We start from the raw sequence: 16,637 nt of genomic DNA on the forward strand, positions 1-16,637 counted from the left end.
ATAACCTGTAAATAAGAACAATTATTCATTGATTGTATTAACATCAGTATATTCCTTTACACAGGAATAAACCCTTTTATTTAACAAACAAAGAGAGTTAATGATGAGTAAAATTACAGGCGTTTTAGTTGACAACCATATCTATGATATTAACAATGATATGAAGAATGGTTACCATTTTCCTAACTGCTTGTTTCCAGGTGCCACCTTTAAGATGGTTATTGATAATGACCCAGTTAATAATGGCAAAGTAAAATGGAGCTGTAGCACTGATGCAGACAATAATGTTCTGGCGGTCAGTCAAGATGGCACAGTGACTTTTCCTGGCGTTGACGAAAAGTGTATTGGGAAGATTTTTGCTATTTTCGCCACTGATAAATCAACGAACAAAGTTGCCGGTATTTATATTTTTACTGTTAAGCGTTTCTTTAAATACAGTATTGAAACTTATGATTCAATTCAAAAGATTTTACCATGGATTGAGAGCATGAACGGAGAATTTCCTGAAGCACAGGATATCGATAGTTACGATTATAATGATCATAATTCAGGTCATATTATCTCGCGAGAAGTTAACGCAGGTCTTTACCAGGAGTGGGGCAATGTAGCTAATAGTGGATGGAATACAAATAATGAGATTGGCGGTATTTGTAGAATTTACGCTTTTAATAAAGAAAATAATACTTATTATTGGCTGAAAAATGATGGAGTCAGACAGGTATTGAGCGGGGGAGACACCGCTCAGGCAGTCGCATCCTACGGTGAATCGATCAACTGATTGTGCTTTTTGTCCACTATCATTTGTATTATTACAGCGTAAACATTCACTGAAATTATAAAATTAAACTTACGCATAACCACCCGTTCAGCGGGTGGTTCTCATTTTATCAGCGATGTGTACGAAGGTTAAAAATAAACAAACTTAATATTTCATTTTTATTTTTCTATAAACTATCAACTCTCGATATCAAATACCCACCTATACCGCCAATATCCGTTTCATCACAAAATACTGGTGGCATTTCTCACCGAAAACTTTATTGCTACTGTTCAAAACGCAAATGTGGTAATCCCCCTGCTCCACTTGCCAAAAAAAATTTACCCGCACTATAAAAAAGCAGCCCGTATAAACATACGGGCTGCCATATTTCACTCGATTCAAAAGAAATTATTTTTAATGTGGTGCGCTTCGTGACAATAAGTTAATTACCAACACTCCGGCACAAATCAACATCATGCCTATAATGGCTGGCAGATCCAACCGTTGGCCGAAAAATCCCCAGGACAGTAAACTAATCAGGACGATACCGACTCCTGACCAGATAGCATAAGCAATCCCTGTAGGAATATAAGCCAGCGTCTGAGCTAATAACCAGAATGATGCACAGTAACAAATAATTGTACCAACAGAGGGCCATAACCGTGTAAAACCCTCTGAAAACTTCATTAAGGTTGTACCAATGACCTCTGCAAGTATTGCGCCACCAAGATAAATATAAGGGTTCATAGCATATTCTTTCCTGTTAATACCGGAGCGAATTGTACTACAGTTTGAACTTAACTCACCGGATTCATTCTGGTGCATTCATTGATGTTCTTCATCAGTGCTTCAGGAAATGGGCGGATGGGAATCCATAGAAATGGTGCGTAGATATACTCACCTTGCACCTAATCATTTGACGAAGCACGCAAGGAAAACAGACGACATTTTGACGATGATGTCCCAAATATGTCCCACTGTGAAATTATGGAGGAGGTAAAGAAGGCGTAACTGATTGAATTTTAATGGCGCGCCCTGCAGGATTCGAACCTGCGGCCCACGACTTAGAAGGTCGTTGCTCTATCCAACTGAGCTAAGGGCGCATTGATACCACAATGTGTGTGTAGTCGCGTGAATTATACGGTCAACCCTTGCTGAGTCAATGGCTTTTGAACCGGTTGCTGAACAAGTGTACGACCGCATCTGATTTACCTCGCTACAGCGGCAAACCAACGACGGTTATCATTATCGCCAGGTACAGAAGGTTTTACTTTTCAGAAAACGAAAACTGACAGCGCGCCACGCTTCTGACAAAATAGACGCATCCCCTTCGACCTACGTAACAGATGGAATCCTCTCTCTGATGGCAGCAAAGATTATTGACGGTAAAACGATTGCGCAGCAGGTGCGCTCTGAAGTTGCTCAAAAAGTTCAGGCGCGCGTTGCGGCCGGACTGCGAGCGCCAGGACTGGCCGTTGTGCTGGTGGGTAGCAACCCTGCATCGCAAATTTATGTCGCAAGCAAACGCAAGGCTTGTGAAGAAGTCGGGTTCGTCTCCCGCTCCTATGACCTCCCGGAAACCACCACTGAAGCAGAACTGCTTGAGCTTATCGATGCACTGAACGCCGACAACACCATTGACGGCATTCTGGTGCAGTTGCCGCTTCCGGCGGGAATTGACTACATCAAAGTGCTGGAACGTATTCACCCGGACAAAGACGTAGACGGTTTCCATCCTTACAACGTCGGTCGTCTGTGCCAGCGCGCGCCGCGTCTGCGTCCTTGCACTCCGCGCGGTATCGTCACGCTGCTTGAGCGTTACAACATTGATACCTTTGGTCTTAATGCTGTGGTGATTGGCGCATCAAATATCGTCGGTCGCCCGATGAGCATGGAACTGCTGCTGGCAGGTTGCACCACCACCGTGACTCACCGCTTCACCAAAAATCTGCGTCATCACGTAGAAAATGCCGATCTGTTGATCGTTGCCGTCGGCAAGCCGGGCTTTATTCCAGGTGACTGGATCAAAGAAGGCGCAATTGTGATTGATGTCGGCATCAACCGTCTGGAAAATGGCAAAGTTGTGGGCGACGTAGTGTTTGAAGAAGCGGCTAAGCGCGCTTCTTACATTACGCCCGTTCCCGGCGGCGTTGGCCCGATGACGGTTGCCACGCTGATTGAAAACACGCTACAGGCGTGCGTTGAATATCATGATCCACAGGGTGAGTAACATGGCGACATTTTCTTTAGGTAAACATCCGCACGTTGAGCTGTGCGACTTGCTGAAACTGGAAGGCTGGAGCGAAAGCGGCGCGCAGGCGAAAATCGCGATAGCCGAAGGTCAGGTGAAAGTCGACGGCGCGGTTGAAACGCGCAAACGTTGCAAAATCGTCGCCGGTCAGACAGTGAGTTTTGCAGGTCACAGCGTACAGGTTGTTGCCTGATCCCACTTCGGCCTGCCCGTATGCAGGCCGATTCTCTTTTCAGACCTTTGCCCTCTTCGACGCTTTCATCCATGCTGATAGCGTCGATATTTTGCCGAAGCGACCATCATGCCAACCGTTATTACGCACGCCGCCGTTCCCCTTTGCATTGGTTTAGGGTTGGGTTCGAAAGTCATCCCTCCGCGCCTATTATTTGCCGGAATCGCCCTGGCGATGCTGCCAGATGCCGACGTCTTGTCGTTTAAATTTGGCGTTGCTTACGGCAATGTTTTTGGTCATCGCGGGTTTACCCATTCGCTGGTGTTTGCGTTTGTTGTCCCGTTGCTATGCGTGCTGATTGGGCGTCGATGGTTTAAGGCTGGGCTGATTCGCTGCTGGCTATTTTTAACCGTCTCGTTGTTATCGCACAGCTTGCTGGATTCGGTAACCACTGGCGGTAAAGGCGTTGGCTGGCTGTGGCCGTGGTCAGAGGAACGCTTTTTCGCTCCCTGGCAGGTGATTAAAGTTGCGCCGTTTGCGTTGTCTCGTTACACCACGCCGTACGGACATCAGGTGATTATTTCTGAACTGATGTGGGTATGGTTGCCGGGGATGGTGCTAATGGGAATGTTATGGTGGAGCAGGCGTAAATTGCGCTGAACGTATCCTCTCCCTTGCGGGAGAGGATAAGAGTGAGGGTGTTACTTACGACGCCAGGTGGTGCCTTGCGGACCATCTTCCAGCACGATCCCCATCTCGTTAAGACGGTCACGCGCCGCATCTGCCGCCGTCCAGTCTTTCGCTTTACGGGCATCCAGACGCTGTTGAATTAACGCTTCAATCTCAGCCACTTCGCTGTCGTCTGCCTGCGCGCCGCTTTGCAGGAACGCTTCCGGTTCTTGCTCCAGCAGACCCAGCACGGCAGAAAGTTTACGCAGGTGAGACGCCATTGCGTTCGCCGCTGCCATATCTTCTGCTTTCAGGCGGTTCACTTCACGCGCCATATCAAACAGCACGGAATAGGCTTCCGGGGTGTTGAAATCGTCGTCCATCGCCTCAATAAAGCGCGCTTCAAACGCTTCGCCACCGGCAGGTGCAACGGTTTTATCTGTGCCGCGCAGCGCAGTGTAGAGACGCTCCAGCGCCGCACGCGCCTGCTTCAGGTTCTCTTCGCTGTAGTTCAGCTGGCTGCGATAGTGACCAGACATCAGGAAGTAACGCACGGTCTCCGCGTCGTAGTATTTCAGCACATCGCGCACAGTGAAGAAGTTACCCAGCGATTTCGACATCTTCTCGCGGTCAACCATCACCATGCCGGAGTGCATCCAGTAGTTCACATACTGGCCATCATGCGCACAGGTGGACTGAGCGATTTCGTTCTCGTGGTGCGGGAACATCAGGTCAGAACCGCCGCCGTGGATATCAAAGTGGTTACCCAGCTGCTTGCAGTTCATTGCCGAACATTCAATGTGCCAGCCTGGACGACCCGCGCCCCACGGAGACGGCCAGCTCGGTTCGCCCTCTTTCGACATCTTCCACAGAACGAAGTCCATCGGGTTGCGTTTGTCGTCGACCACGTCAACGCGCGCCCCTGCCTGCAACTGGTCGAGATCCTGACGCGACAGCACGCCATAAGTCGGATCGGTCGGTACGTCGAACATCACGTCGCCGTTGTCCGCCACATAAGCGTGACCTTTGGCGATCAGTTGTTCAGTGAGTTCAATAATTTCTGCGATATGGTGCGTCGCGCGCGGCTCCATATCCGGGCGCAGAATGTTCAAAGCATCAAAATCTTTGTGCATTTCGGCGATCATGCGATCCACCAGCGCCACAAAGCTTTCGCCATTTTCATTGGCGCGTTTGATGATTTTATCGTCGATATCGGTAATGTTGCGCACATACTTCAGCTTGTAGCCGAGGAAACGCAGGTAGCGTGCAACCACGTCAAAGGCAACAAAGGTACGTCCGTGACCGATATGACAGAGGTCGTAAACGGTGATTCCACACACGTACATGCCGACTTCCCCGGCGTGAATAGGCTTAAATTCCTCTTTTTGGCGTGTCAGAGTATTGAAGATTTTTAGCATCGAAGATTCCGTTTAGACATGTGTGGGTAATTGAGTTGCGTATAATACCCATATTTCCCGCGCGATTCAGCATACATTGCGAGATGATCCGATCGTGCGGTTATGCTATAACACCACCCTATATATGACCCGAACCGGGTTGAAGCACCAATCAAACGGAACAGGATGCAAAAATGGTTACTTTCCACACCAATCACGGCGATATTGTCATCAAAACTTTTGACGATAAAGCACCTGAAACAGTTAAAAACTTCCTGGACTACTGCCGCGAAGGTTTTTACAACAACACCATTTTCCACCGTGTTATCAACGGTTTTATGATTCAGGGCGGCGGTTTTGAACCGGGCATGAAACAAAAAGCCACCAAAGAACCGATCAAAAACGAAGCCAACAACGGCCTGAAAAATACCCGTGGTACGCTGGCAATGGCCCGTACTCAGGCTCCGCACTCTGCAACTGCACAGTTCTTCATCAACGTGGTTGATAACGACTTCCTGAACTTCTCTGGCGAAAGCCTGCAAGGTTGGGGCTACTGCGTGTTTGCTGAAGTGGTTGAAGGCATGGACGTGGTAGACAAAATCAAAGGTGTTGCAACCGGTCGTAGCGGTATGCACCAGGACGTGCCAAAAGAAGACGTTATCATTGAAAGCGTGACCGTTAGCGAGTAATCGTGGCGACACTCTTTATTGCAGATCTTCATCTCTGCGTGGAAGAACCGGCGATCACCGCCGGTTTTCTGCGTTTTTTAGCGGGGGAAGCCCGCAATGCCGACGCGCTGTATATTCTTGGCGATCTGTTTGAAGCATGGATTGGCGACGACGATCCCAACCCACTCCATCGCCAGATGGCGGCAGCAATCAAAGCGGTATCCGATTCCGGCGTTCCCTGTTATTTCATTCATGGCAACCGTGATTTTCTGCTCGGCAAACGCTTTGCCCGTGAAAGCGGCATGACGTTATTGCCGGAAGAAAAGGTGCTCGAACTTTATGGTCGTCGGGTGCTGATTATGCATGGCGACACGCTGTGCACCGATGATGCGGGTTATCAGGCTTTTCGCGCCAAAGTCCACAAACCCTGGCTGCAAACACTGTTCCTCGCCCTGCCGTTGTTTGTGCGCAAACGCATTGCCGCGCGAATGCGAGCGAACAGCAAAGAAGCCAACAGCAGTAAATCGCTGGCGATCATGGACGTTAACCAAAACGCGGTGGTCAGTGCAATGGAAAAAAACCAGGTGCAATGGCTGATCCACGGGCATACCCATCGCCCGGCGGTGCATGAATTCATCGCCAATCAGCAACCTGCTTTCCGCGTCGTGCTGGGTGCCTGGCATACCGAAGGTTCGATGGTGAAAGTCACGGCGGATGACGTTGAGCTAATCCGTTTTCCGTTTTAAAAACGCGCAAGCTTGCTGATTTCACAACCACGCAACCGTTTTCCTTACTCTCTTTCCGTGCTATTCTCTGTGCCCTCTAAAGCCGAGAGTTGTGCACCACAGGAGTTTTAAGACGCATGTCTTCCCGCAATAATCCGGCGCGTGTCGCCATCGTGATGGGGTCCAAAAGCGACTGGGCTACCATGCAGTTCGCCGCCGAAATCTTCGAAATCCTGAATGTCCCGCACCACGTTGAAGTGGTTTCTGCTCACCGCACCCCCGATAAATTGTTCAGCTTCGCCGAAAGCGCCGAAGAGAACGGTTATCAGGTGATTATTGCGGGCGCAGGCGGCGCAGCGCACCTGCCTGGCATGATTGCCGCCAAAACGCTGGTGCCGGTGCTGGGCGTGCCAGTACAGAGCGCCGCACTGAGCGGTGTCGATAGCCTCTACTCCATCGTACAAATGCCGCGTGGCATTCCGGTGGGTACGCTGGCGATTGGTAAAGCGGGCGCGGCAAACGCGGCGTTACTGGCAGCACAAATTCTTGCGACTCACGATAAAGAACTACACCAGCGTCTGAATGACTGGCGCAAAGCTCAGACCGACGAAGTGCTGGAAAACCCGGACCCGCGAGGTGCGGCATGAAACAGGTTTGCGTCCTCGGTAACGGGCAGTTAGGCCGTATGCTGCGTCAGGCAGGCGAACCGTTAGGCATTGCTGTCTGGCCGGTCGGGCTGGACGCTGAACCTGCGGCGGTGCCTTTTCAACAAAGCGTGATTACCGCTGAGATCGAACGCTGGCCGGAAACTGCATTAACCCGCGAGCTGGCGCGCCATCCGGCCTTTGTGAACCGCGATGTGTTCCCGATTATTGCCGACCGTCTGACTCAGAAGCAGCTTTTCGACAAGCTCCACCTGCCGACCGCACCGTGGCAATTACTTGCTAATCGCAGCGAGTGGCCTGCGGTGTTTGATCGTTTAGGTGAGCTGGCGATTGTTAAGCGCCGCACTGGTGGCTATGACGGACGCGGTCAATGGCGTTTACGCGCCGATGAAACCGAACAGTTACCGGCTGAATGCTACGGCGAATGTATTGTCGAGCAGGGCATTAACTTCTCTGGTGAAGTGTCGCTGGTTGGCGCGCGCGGCTTTGATGGCAGCACCGTGTTTTATCCGCTGACGCATAACCTGCATCAGGACGGTATTTTGCGCACCAGCGTCGCTTTTCCGCAGGCCAACGCACAGCAGCAAGCGCAAGCCGAAGAGATGCTGTCGGCGATTATGCAGGAGCTGGGCTATGTGGGCGTGATGGCGATGGAGTGTTTTGTCACCCCGCAAGGTCTGTTGATCAACGAACTGGCACCGCGTGTGCATAACAGCGGTCACTGGACGCAAAACGGCGCCAGCATCAGCCAGTTTGAGCTGCATCTGCGGGCGATTACCGATCTGCCGTTACCGCAACCGGTAGTGAATAGTCCGTCGGTGATGATCAACCTGATTGGTAGCGATGTGAATTATGACTGGCTGAAACTGCCGCTGGTGCATCTGCACTGGTACGACAAAGAAGTCCGTCCGGGGCGTAAAGTGGGCCATCTGAATTTAACTGACAGCGACACATCGCGTCTGACCGCGACGCTGGAAGCATTAATTCCGCTGCTGCCGCCGGAGTATGCCAGCGGCGTGATTTGGGCGCAGAGCAAGTTCAGTTAATCAGGTACTCATTTTCTTGCCGGATGCGGCGTGAACGCCTTATCTGGCCTACCGACCCGTTACCCATCGTAGGCCTGATAAGACGCGTCAAGCGTCGCATCAGGCACAAATGTCTACTGCCTACGACTACAGCGAAATACAGGTCCCCGCCTCGCCCGCCAGCGTCTCTTCAATTCGCGATAACGCCCCAATCCACGCGGGTTTACCACGGCTTCTGACATAGCCACTCACCGCCGTTACCTTCGGCCCCATCGAACCATCGGCTTTGACAAATGGCGCTAACTCATCCGGTGTGGCACGGCGAATGGCGCGTTGCTGCGGCGTTCCCCAGTTTTCGTAAACCGCATCGGCATCGGTGAGGATCACCAGTCCATCGGCATTAATCTGCTCGGCAAGCAACGCAGCGGCGAGATCTTTATCAATCACCGCTTCACTCCCTGCCCCGTCTTCCGTCACAGGCACGCCGCCGCCACCGCTGCAAATCACCACATGCCCCTCTTTGAGCAACAACTCGATGGCTTCGCTGTCGAGAATTTTACGCGGTTGCGGAGACGCCACCACCCGGCGTAAATATTTACCATCACGTTTCATCTGCCAGCCGTAAGCCGCTTCCAGTGCCTTTTGTTCTTCTGGCTGATAAACCGGACCGATAAACTTCTCTGGCTGCAAAAACGCCGGATCATCCGGCGAAACCTCAATGCGCGTCAACACCGTCGTCACAGGCGGCATTTGCGGCTGCGCGCGCAAACTTTGCGCCAGCATATAGCCAATCATCCCCTGACTTTCCGCCACCAGCACATCCAGCGGATACGGCGCCACCTCTTTCCATGCCAGATTCTGTAACGCCAGCAGCCCCACCTGCGGCCCGTTGCCGTGAACAATCGCCAGCCGATAAGAACGCGCCAGGCGCGCCAGCGCAGGTACAGCACTGGCGATATTGCGATATTGATTTTCTGCCGTCAGCGCCTCACCGCGCTGAAGCAAGGCATTGCCCCCAAGAGCTACAACCAGTGTTTTCATGGTTTTCCTTGTAATAATTGTTGGCCAAGCCAGAACCCCAGCAACGTATCTGCCCCTGACGTATGCCCGAGTGCCAACAGCGAATCAATCGCAACAGCGGTACGTTTCGGGCAACTCAGAGCATGAACAAAGTGCAGGAGTGGCGAGGAAAAATATCCTTGTGCGGCGTAGCGCAAATAACTGACGCTCACCGCTGTGGTAACGAGTTGAAGATTGTCGGAACAGGAAAAAAACTGGCGACCGGAGCGCAAATCTAAAGCGCCATAATACCAGGCCGCCAGTAGCATTCCCGTCAGCGTGTCATCATGACTCGGCGTTAATCCGGGGCCTTTACCCAGCCAGTGCCGCCAGTCGGTCTTAACGCCATTGAGCGCGGTCTGAAAACAGTGGCGAAACTGGCGTAATTCAGCGGGCAGCGGATCGCTTACCGCCATCGCCAGTGGTCCAAAAAGCCCGGTTTCCTCCGCACGTTGCATCCATGCAGCGGCAAGCGGTTGAGGATGCGCAGGCGGCGTAATACGCAGCAAACAATAACGCTGTGGCTGTTTAACCGTGAAACGCCCGAGGCGAATCCCTTGAGCCACAACCTGCGGTTGTTCATTGCCGCCTAACTCGCCGCGTAACGCATCGAATTGCTCGCTGCGAAGCACCCATCCTCCGGGGCCAAAACCACTTCCCTGACGATGCAGCGTTAACAGTTCGCCGCTTTCCGTCATCAGATTAATCGCCCGCCGCCAGACGCCCGCTAACCGCCAGCACTGGCGATAGTCCGGTGCGCTACGGCTGGCAAGCAGTGGATGGATGATCGTCATTGCGCGTTCCTCAACCAATCCCCATGCTTTCAGCCAGTGCTTCCAGCGCCTGTTCAAAGCACGCCAGTGGCGCCCGCACGGTGCCTGCACCAATCTGCCCGATCCCCGCTTCTTTATGGGCGATACCGGTATTGATAAGCGGCGTAATACCCGTTTCTACCACGCGCCGAATATCCAGCCCCAGGCACGCGCCCTGAAAATCCCAGCCGGGGATCTGCAACTGCATATTGCGCTCAAGGAAGATTTCCGCCATCTCTTCAGAAACTGTCCTGGCAGCCTCCATACCACCCGCACCGACAAAGCGCGTTACGCCAGGTGCGGCGATCATTGCCGCTCCGCCAATACCAAAGGTTTCGGTAATCGCGCTATCGCCCATATCCGGGTTCGCCTGCTCCTGCGAGAAGCCGGTGAAAAACAGTCCCTGCGGGGTATTTACCGGCGCAGTAAACCAGCGGTCACCCAGCCCACTCACCCGAATCCCGAACATGTTGCCGTTGCGGGTCATTGCCGTGACGATGCTGCCCGCGCGGATCATCGCGCCTGCATCCATCGCCGCCTTGCAGTAGGCCATCGCAAGGTTGAGGAAGAACTGATCGGTCACGCTAAGGAAATCCATCACTTCGGCGATGTGCTGTTTATCGTGATCGAGGCGGGCAATTTGCGGTGCCAGCGCGCGCATTAACAGTGCTGAAGTAGCAATATTGCGCTGATGGAACTCATCGCCCATCGTAATGCCCTGCGCCATCATCGCGGTGAGATCGATACCGCGCTCCATGCGCTCCAGCGCGGCGCTTAATACCGGCATTAACACATCGCGCATCCAGCGATGGCGAGTCAGGACATCTTCGCCGTAAGCGCCAAAACGCATCACTTTCCCGATGCCTTCATTCAGGTTGCAGTACGCACGGTTGCCGTCGGTCACGTTCTCGACCACCAGCATCGGCATACTGGCAGAAGTAATGCCGCCCATTGGCCCGACGGCATTTACATGGTGACAAGGAATGAAGTTCACTTCCCCTTGTTCAAGCATTGCCAGCGCCTGCGCTTCATCTTTCGCCCAGCCTTCGAACAGACATGCGCCCACGCACGCCCCTTTCATGGGGCCAGTCATCTCCTGCCAGCGCATTGGCGGCCCGGCGTGAAGCAGTGTTTTGCCCTGGTTTAGTTCGCTGATAAGTAAAGAAGCCGGTTGCACATCCAGCCAGTGTGGACGAGCGCGACGAATTTGTTCGATAACCGCAGCATTGGCTTGCGCCACTGATGTAAACATGGGAACCCCTTATTGCAAACGTTCTAATAAACGAGCCAGTTTTTTATTGCCGCCAGCGACTGGCGCCCATTGGTAATGCACGACCGGTTTGCTGGCGCCTTGTAGTTCCAGCGCAAAGCTGCGTAATCCGATGTTAATCACGGCGACGTTTTCCAGTAATGACGGTGTGTGTTGCTGTGTGGCAGGCGAAAGCGGATGAATCAGTGCCGCCGCCAGCAAGGTGGCTTCCGGCAGCGAACTCACTACCGCAATCCCCGCATCTTCCAGCGTGGCAATTTGTTGCGAGCGGCATTGCGGGTCACGTTCAGTGCCTGTCACCGTGGCAATGGCGTACAGCGGTTGGTTGTCTGAACGCGCAGCACAGGCTTTCTGCCAGGCGCTTACCAGCGAGGCAGCAGGATCGGCGGTCGCGCCGAAGCCAATCACTACATCAAGCAGCAACACGCGCACGTGTGGTTTAGCGCCAAGCTCAGCAATTAATTGGTTGCGTAAGGTCGGGTCGATCATCGGATGGGGACGCCCGACGGTGTAGAAATCATCGCCCAGGTCAATGATCTGGTGACCATCAGCGTCCAGCATCATGCCGTGATGATGGGTATCGTCGGCTGCCACGCCAAGGTGCCCGGCAAGTAATCCCGCCGCTTCGGCAGCCAGCGTACCGCCGGTATACAAACCGCAAATAAATCCGCTGCTGGCAGGCGCTATCGCATTACGTCGCGCCGTAACGCGTGAAAGCAGGCAAGCCAGACGCGCGGCCTCATCCAGCGAGGAGGCAAACCAGATATTTTCGTCACGAGTCACCGCCGGGGTATAACCTAAAAACAGCGCCACCGTCGGTTTGCCGGTTGCTTTCATGGCATTAACAATTTTCAGACGCACAGCTTCGGCAGGTGGTTTTGAAACAAATGCCAGCACCTCGCTTTTCGCATCGGCGCTTAACATTTCCAGCGCCGTTAGCGCACTGATGCCGCCCACTTCACGGCTGAGATCGCGCCCGCCAAGACCAATCGCGTGAGTAATACCCTCACCTGCCAGTGCAATCTGCGAACACAGTTCCTGAATCCCTGTACCAGAAGCGCCAATGACACCAATGTTGCCTTCCGGCATCACGTTAGCGAAAGCCAGCGGCGTGTCGGCAATCATCGACGTACCGCAGTCCGGCCCCATCACCAGCAAGCCTTTTTCCTGCGCGCGGGTTTTGAGTTGGATTTCATCTTCCAGCGTGACGTTATCAGAGAACATCATAACGTTGAGATTGCGATCCAGCGCCTGATTCGCCAGCTCTGCCGCGTACTCGCCAGCCACTGAAATCAGCGCCAGATTGGCATCGGGTAATTTCTGACAGGCACTGTCCCAGCGACGCACCTGCGTCAACGCCTGGCTGCTGCCCGTTCCCTGCGCCAGTTGTTTTAGCGCCTCTTCAAGCTGCTGCATAATCGCCTGCGCGATCCCCGCATCCGCCGCTTCGCTACGAATTGCCACGCAAATATCGTTCGGCGTGGCGTTATTAAAATCGTCATGCCAGAAACCTGTGGTATCTAATAACGCTTTATTGGCGGGCGTACCCATCATTACGGAAACATCATCAACATTTTCTGATTCGCTGAGTTTTCGTGAAATAATCATTAAACTGACCGAATCCTGAAAACACCCTTTTTTAATAAAGGCGTGGATCATAACAACTCCTTAAAAATTGCACCCATGGCAATTGCACGAGCAGTGTTAATGTGGCGATTACGGTATCGATGGACGGTGACAAATAAGGTGATGAATATCACACGGAGATTATTAGAAAAAGAATTCAAATAACCGCCAGACTATTACGCGTTATTTTTTAATAAGCGTGGTTATTTTAAAAATCAGGTTAAAAGAACGAAGATTATCAAATAAATTCTAACTATATTTTTTTGCCTGTCTGGATCACATAATCCAGATATTTTCCCTGTATGTTAATTGCAGTCATGCTTCACACCGTCGTTAAAAAGGAAGACAGATGAAAATCAGTCGGGAAACACTCCACCAGCTAATCGAGAATAAACTCTGCCAGGCTGGATTAAAACGTGAGCACGCTGCAACCGTGGCTGAAGTATTGGTTTATGCCGATGCCAGAGGGATCCACTCTCATGGCGCGGTACGCGTGGAATACTACGCGGAACGCATCTCAAAAGGCGGCACCAACCGCGAACCGGAGTTTCGTCTTGAGGAAACCGGGCCGTGCTCGGCAATTTTACATGCCGACAATGCCGCCGGACAGGTCGCGGCGAAAATGGGTATGGAACATGCCATCAAAACCGCCCAGCAAAATGGCGTTGCGGTGGTCGGTATCAGCCGGATGGGTCACAGCGGCGCAATCTCTTATTTTGTGCAGCAGGCAGCCCGCGCCGGATTAATTGGCATTTCGATGTGCCAGTCCGATCCAATGGTGGTACCGTTTGGCGGCGCGGAAATTTACTACGGTACTAACCCACTGGCCTTTGCCGCGCCGGGAGAAGGCAACGAGATCCTTACCTTTGATATGGCGACTTCCGTACAGGCATGGGGAAAAGTGCTCGACGCCCGCTCGCGTAATATGTCTATCCCGGATACCTGGGCGGTCGATAAAAACGGTGCACCAACAACCGATCCGTTCGCGGTACATGCTCTGCTCCCCGCCGCTGGGCCGAAAGGGTATGGCCTGATGATGATGATTGACGCCCTCTCAGGCGCCTTACTCGGCTTACCGTTCGGGCGACAGGTTAGTTCGATGTATGACGATTTACACGCCGGGCGTAATTTGGGGCAATTACATATAGTTATTAATCCGAACTTTTTCTCCTCCAGCGAATTATTCCGTCAACATCTTAGCCAGACCATGCGCGAATTAAATGCCATTACCCCCGCGCCCGGTTTTAATCAGGTTTATTATCCCGGACAGGATCAGGATATTAAACAACGCAAAGCCGCCGTCGAAGGCATCGAAATTGTTGATGATATTTACCAGTATTTAATTTCCGACGCGCTTTATAACACGTCATACGAAACGAAAAATCCCTTTGCGCAATAATTATTGAGACAGGACTTTCCTATGATTACACATTTTCGTCAAGCTATAGAAGAAACGCTGCCCTGGCTTTCCTCTTTTGGCGCTGACCCTACGGGTGGGATGACCCGTTTACTTTATTCGCCGGAATGGCTGGAAACCCAGCAGCAATTTAAAAAAAGAATGGCAGCAAGTGGGCTGGAAACACGTTTCGATGACGTGGGGAATTTATACGGTCGCCTGAGCGGCAGCGAATATCCACAGGAAATGGTTCTGAGCGGTTCGCATATCGATACCGTGGTCAACGGCGGTAACCTCGACGGGCAATTTGGCGCGCTGGCGGCGTGGCTGGCAATTGACTGGCTGAAAACGCAATACGGCGCGCCGCTACGTACTGTCGAGGTGGTGGCGATGGCGGAAGAAGAAGGCAGCCGCTTCCCGTATGTCTTCTGGGGCAGTAAAAATATTTTTGGTCTGGCGAATCCCGACGATGTGCGAAATATTTGTGACGCCAAAGGAAATGGTTTTGTCGATGCGATGAAAGCTTGCGGATTTACTCTGCCAAACGCCCCACTAACTCCGCGTCAGGATATTAATGCCTTTGTCGAACTGCATATCGAACAGGGCTGTGTACTGGAAAGTAATGGTCAGTCAATTGGCGTGGTTAATGCGATTGTCGGGCAGCGCCGCTATACGGTGACGCTGAACGGCGAATCAAACCATGCAGGCACCACGCCGATGGGCTATCGTCGTGATACGGTTTACGCTTTCAGTCGCATTTGCCATCAATCGGTTGAAAAAGCGAAAAAGATGGGCGACCCGCTGGTGCTGACCTTTGGCAAAGTGGAACCGCGCCCAAATACGGTTAACGTAGTGCCGGGTAAAACCACGTTCACCATTGATTGTCGCCATACTGACGCTGCCGTGCTGCGCGATTTCACCCAACAGTTAGAAAACGACATGCGGGCGATTTGCGATGAAATGGACATTGGTATTGATATCGATTTATGGATGGACGAAGAACCGGTGCCGATGAACAAAGAGCTGGTCGCCACCCTGACGGAACTGTGTGAAACAGAAAAACTGAACTATCGGGTGATGCACAGTGGTGCTGGGCACGACGCGCAAATTTTCGCGCCTCGCGTACCAACCTGCATGATTTTTATCCCCAGCATTAACGGAATCAGCCATAACCCGGCGGAACGCACCAATATTAACGACCTTGCCGAAGGGGTCAAAACGTTGGCACTCATGCTTTATCAACTTGCCTGGCAGAAATAAGGAGTTATAAATGGGATATTTAAATAACGTCACCGGTTACCGCGATGATTTACTGGCTAACCGCGCGATTGTGAAACACGGTAATTTCGCGCTGTTAACGCCAGACGGCCTGGTAAAAAATATTATTCCGGGATTTGAGAATTGTGACGCGACAATCCTGTCCACGCCAAAGCTGGGCGCTACGTTTGTCGATTATCTGGTGACGCTGCATCAAAATGGCGGTAATCAGCAGGGATTCGGCGGTGAAGGAATTGAAACGTTCCTGTATGTGATCTCTGGAAATATCACTGCCAAAGCCGAAGGGAAAACATTTACCTTAAGTGAAGGTGGCTATCTTTATTGCCCGCCAGGCTCCTTAATGACTTTTGTTAACGCCCAGGCCGAAGACAGCCAAATCTTTTTATATAAGCGTCGCTATGTTCCGGTAGAAGGTCATGCGCCGTGGCTGGTTTCTGGCAATGCCAGCGAACTGGAACGCATTCATTATGAAGGCATGGACGATGTTATTCTGCTGGATTTTCTGCCCAAAGAGTTAGGCTTTGATATGAATATGCATATCCTCTCTTTTGCGCCAGGTGCCAGCCACGGTTATATCGAAACCCACGTTCAGGAACACGGTGCTTATATTCTTTCCGGCCAGGGCGTTTATAACCTTGATAATAACTGGATACCGGTGAAAAAAGGCGATTACATCTTTATGGGCGCATATTCTTTACAGGCCGGTTATGGCATAGGGCGTGGTGAAGCGTTCAGTTATATTTACTCGAAAGATTGCAACCGCGACGTAGAGATTTAAGTCATACCGCTCGCCTGATTATTTTTAGCTATGTTGGATTTTGCCACGGTTTATACCGTGGCTTTTTTTGCGATAAATTCAGGTAA

The 16,637-nt window shown here is 51.9% G+C and carries 17 protein-coding genes, 1 tRNA gene and 1 pseudogene; 12 read left to right on the forward strand and 7 right to left on the reverse strand.

The annotated features are described in order from the left end of the window. Nucleotides 1-100 precede the first annotated feature (100 nt). Nucleotides 101-778 carry a hypothetical protein gene (locus tag HEN21_RS02875; protein ID WP_000987172.1) on the forward strand — a complete coding sequence of 226 codons (678 nt, stop codon included), beginning with the start codon at nucleotides 101-103 and terminating at the stop codon, nucleotides 776-778. Nucleotides 779-1,174: 396 nt separating this feature from the next. Here HEN21_RS02875 and emrE read toward each other — a convergent pair whose 3' ends face one another. Next, nucleotides 1,175-1,507 (reverse strand): multidrug efflux SMR transporter EmrE, encoded by a 333-nt coding sequence (gene emrE / locus HEN21_RS02880; protein WP_001070440.1) that lies wholly within the window; start codon nucleotides 1,505-1,507, stop codon nucleotides 1,175-1,177. Nucleotides 1,508-1,601: 94 nt separating this feature from the next. Between emrE and HEN21_RS22955 the strand changes: the two are divergent. After that, nucleotides 1,602-1,771 (forward strand): annotated as a pseudogene (locus tag HEN21_RS22955) (integrase); the annotation flags it as partial. A gap of 15 nt (nucleotides 1,772-1,786) precedes the next feature. Here HEN21_RS22955 and HEN21_RS02885 read toward each other — a convergent pair. Further along, a tRNA-Arg gene (locus HEN21_RS02885) sits at nucleotides 1,787-1,863 on the reverse strand. Nucleotides 1,864-2,123: 260 nt separating this feature from the next. Between HEN21_RS02885 and folD the strand changes: the two genes are divergently transcribed. The 3 genes from folD (at nucleotide 2,124) to HEN21_RS02900 (ending at nucleotide 3,843) form a co-directional block, all read left to right on the forward strand. After that, nucleotides 2,124-2,990: a bifunctional methylenetetrahydrofolate dehydrogenase/methenyltetrahydrofolate cyclohydrolase FolD gene (folD, locus tag HEN21_RS02890; RefSeq protein WP_000729175.1), complete on the forward strand. Its 867-nt coding sequence runs from the start codon at nucleotides 2,124-2,126 to the stop codon at nucleotides 2,988-2,990. Between the two features lies 1 nt (nucleotide 2,991). After that, nucleotides 2,992-3,204 carry a ribosome-associated protein YbcJ gene (ybcJ, locus tag HEN21_RS02895; RefSeq protein WP_000190288.1) on the forward strand — a complete coding sequence of 71 codons (213 nt, stop codon included), beginning with the start codon at nucleotides 2,992-2,994 and terminating at the stop codon, nucleotides 3,202-3,204. Nucleotides 3,205-3,312: 108 nt separating this feature from the next. After that, nucleotides 3,313-3,843 carry a metal-dependent hydrolase gene (locus tag HEN21_RS02900; RefSeq protein WP_176251633.1) on the forward strand — a complete coding sequence of 177 codons (531 nt, stop codon included), beginning with the start codon at nucleotides 3,313-3,315 and terminating at the stop codon, nucleotides 3,841-3,843. 41 nt (nucleotides 3,844-3,884) lie between these two features. Here the strand turns inward: HEN21_RS02900 and cysS are convergent, their stop codons facing one another. Next, nucleotides 3,885-5,270: a cysteine--tRNA ligase gene (cysS, locus tag HEN21_RS02905; RefSeq protein ID WP_176251634.1), complete on the reverse strand. Its 1,386-nt coding sequence runs from the start codon at nucleotides 5,268-5,270 to the stop codon at nucleotides 3,885-3,887. Nucleotides 5,271-5,443: 173 nt separating this feature from the next. Here cysS and ppiB point away from each other — a divergent pair, with 173 nt between their 5' ends. From ppiB to purK, 4 genes are all read left to right on the forward strand, one after another. Further along, nucleotides 5,444-5,938, forward strand: coding sequence for a peptidylprolyl isomerase B (gene ppiB / locus HEN21_RS02910; RefSeq protein ID WP_000256002.1), 495 nt, complete (start codon nucleotides 5,444-5,446; stop codon nucleotides 5,936-5,938). Nucleotides 5,939-5,940: 2 nt separating this feature from the next. Continuing rightward, nucleotides 5,941-6,663, forward strand: coding sequence for a UDP-2,3-diacylglucosamine diphosphatase (gene lpxH / locus HEN21_RS02915; RefSeq protein WP_176251635.1), 723 nt, complete (start codon nucleotides 5,941-5,943; stop codon nucleotides 6,661-6,663). A gap of 116 nt (nucleotides 6,664-6,779) precedes the next feature. After that, the gene (gene purE, locus HEN21_RS02920; RefSeq protein WP_001295318.1) at nucleotides 6,780-7,289 is read left to right on the forward strand and encodes a 5-(carboxyamino)imidazole ribonucleotide mutase; all 510 of its coding nucleotides are present in this window, start codon (nucleotides 6,780-6,782) and stop codon (nucleotides 7,287-7,289) included. After that, nucleotides 7,286-8,353 carry a 5-(carboxyamino)imidazole ribonucleotide synthase gene (purK, locus tag HEN21_RS02925; protein ID WP_105286559.1) on the forward strand — a complete coding sequence of 356 codons (1,068 nt, stop codon included), beginning with the start codon at nucleotides 7,286-7,288 and terminating at the stop codon, nucleotides 8,351-8,353. Before purE ends, purK begins: the two co-directional genes overlap by 4 nt. Before the next feature lie 126 nt (nucleotides 8,354-8,479). On the opposite strand, the gene HEN21_RS02930 is transcribed toward purK, so the two are convergent. From HEN21_RS02930 to HEN21_RS02945, 4 genes are read right to left on the reverse strand one after another with little or no spacing between them, the layout of a single operon-like run. Further along, nucleotides 8,480-9,373 (reverse strand): carbamate kinase, encoded by an 894-nt coding sequence (locus HEN21_RS02930; protein ID WP_176251636.1) that lies wholly within the window; start codon nucleotides 9,371-9,373, stop codon nucleotides 8,480-8,482. Beyond that, nucleotides 9,370-10,185: a DUF2877 domain-containing protein gene (locus HEN21_RS02935; RefSeq protein ID WP_021550381.1), complete on the reverse strand. Its 816-nt coding sequence runs from the start codon at nucleotides 10,183-10,185 to the stop codon at nucleotides 9,370-9,372. The genes HEN21_RS02930 and HEN21_RS02935 overlap by 4 nt, the downstream gene beginning before the upstream one ends. A gap of 10 nt (nucleotides 10,186-10,195) precedes the next feature. Further along, nucleotides 10,196-11,455, reverse strand: a complete 1,260-nt coding sequence (locus HEN21_RS02940; protein WP_021550380.1) for a YlbE family protein — start codon at nucleotides 11,453-11,455, stop codon at nucleotides 10,196-10,198. A 9-nt stretch (nucleotides 11,456-11,464) separates the two neighbouring features. Then, nucleotides 11,465-13,132 carry an acyl-CoA synthetase FdrA gene (locus tag HEN21_RS02945; RefSeq protein WP_176251637.1) on the reverse strand — a complete coding sequence of 556 codons (1,668 nt, stop codon included), beginning with the start codon at nucleotides 13,130-13,132 and terminating at the stop codon, nucleotides 11,465-11,467. A gap of 316 nt (nucleotides 13,133-13,448) precedes the next feature. On the opposite strand from HEN21_RS02945, the gene allD reads away from it, so the two are divergent. Genes allD through allE form a run of 3 tightly spaced genes read left to right on the forward strand, consistent with a single transcriptional unit; the run spans nucleotide 13,449 to nucleotide 16,551 of the window. Then, nucleotides 13,449-14,498 (forward strand): ureidoglycolate dehydrogenase, encoded by a 1,050-nt coding sequence (gene allD / locus HEN21_RS02950; RefSeq protein WP_176251638.1) that lies wholly within the window; start codon nucleotides 13,449-13,451, stop codon nucleotides 14,496-14,498. Between the two features lie 21 nt (nucleotides 14,499-14,519). Continuing rightward, nucleotides 14,520-15,755, forward strand: a complete 1,236-nt coding sequence (gene allC / locus HEN21_RS02955; protein WP_176251639.1) for an allantoate deiminase — start codon at nucleotides 14,520-14,522, stop codon at nucleotides 15,753-15,755. Between the two features lie 10 nt (nucleotides 15,756-15,765). Continuing rightward, nucleotides 15,766-16,551, forward strand: a complete 786-nt coding sequence (gene allE, locus HEN21_RS02960) for a (S)-ureidoglycine aminohydrolase (RefSeq protein WP_176251640.1) — start codon at nucleotides 15,766-15,768, stop codon at nucleotides 16,549-16,551. The last annotated feature ends 86 nt before the right edge of the window (nucleotides 16,552-16,637 follow it).

The sequence above is a fragment of the Escherichia sp. 93.1518 genome, assembly GCF_013368915.2.
Classification (GTDB): Bacteria; Pseudomonadota; Gammaproteobacteria; order Enterobacterales; family Enterobacteriaceae; genus Escherichia; species Escherichia ruysiae.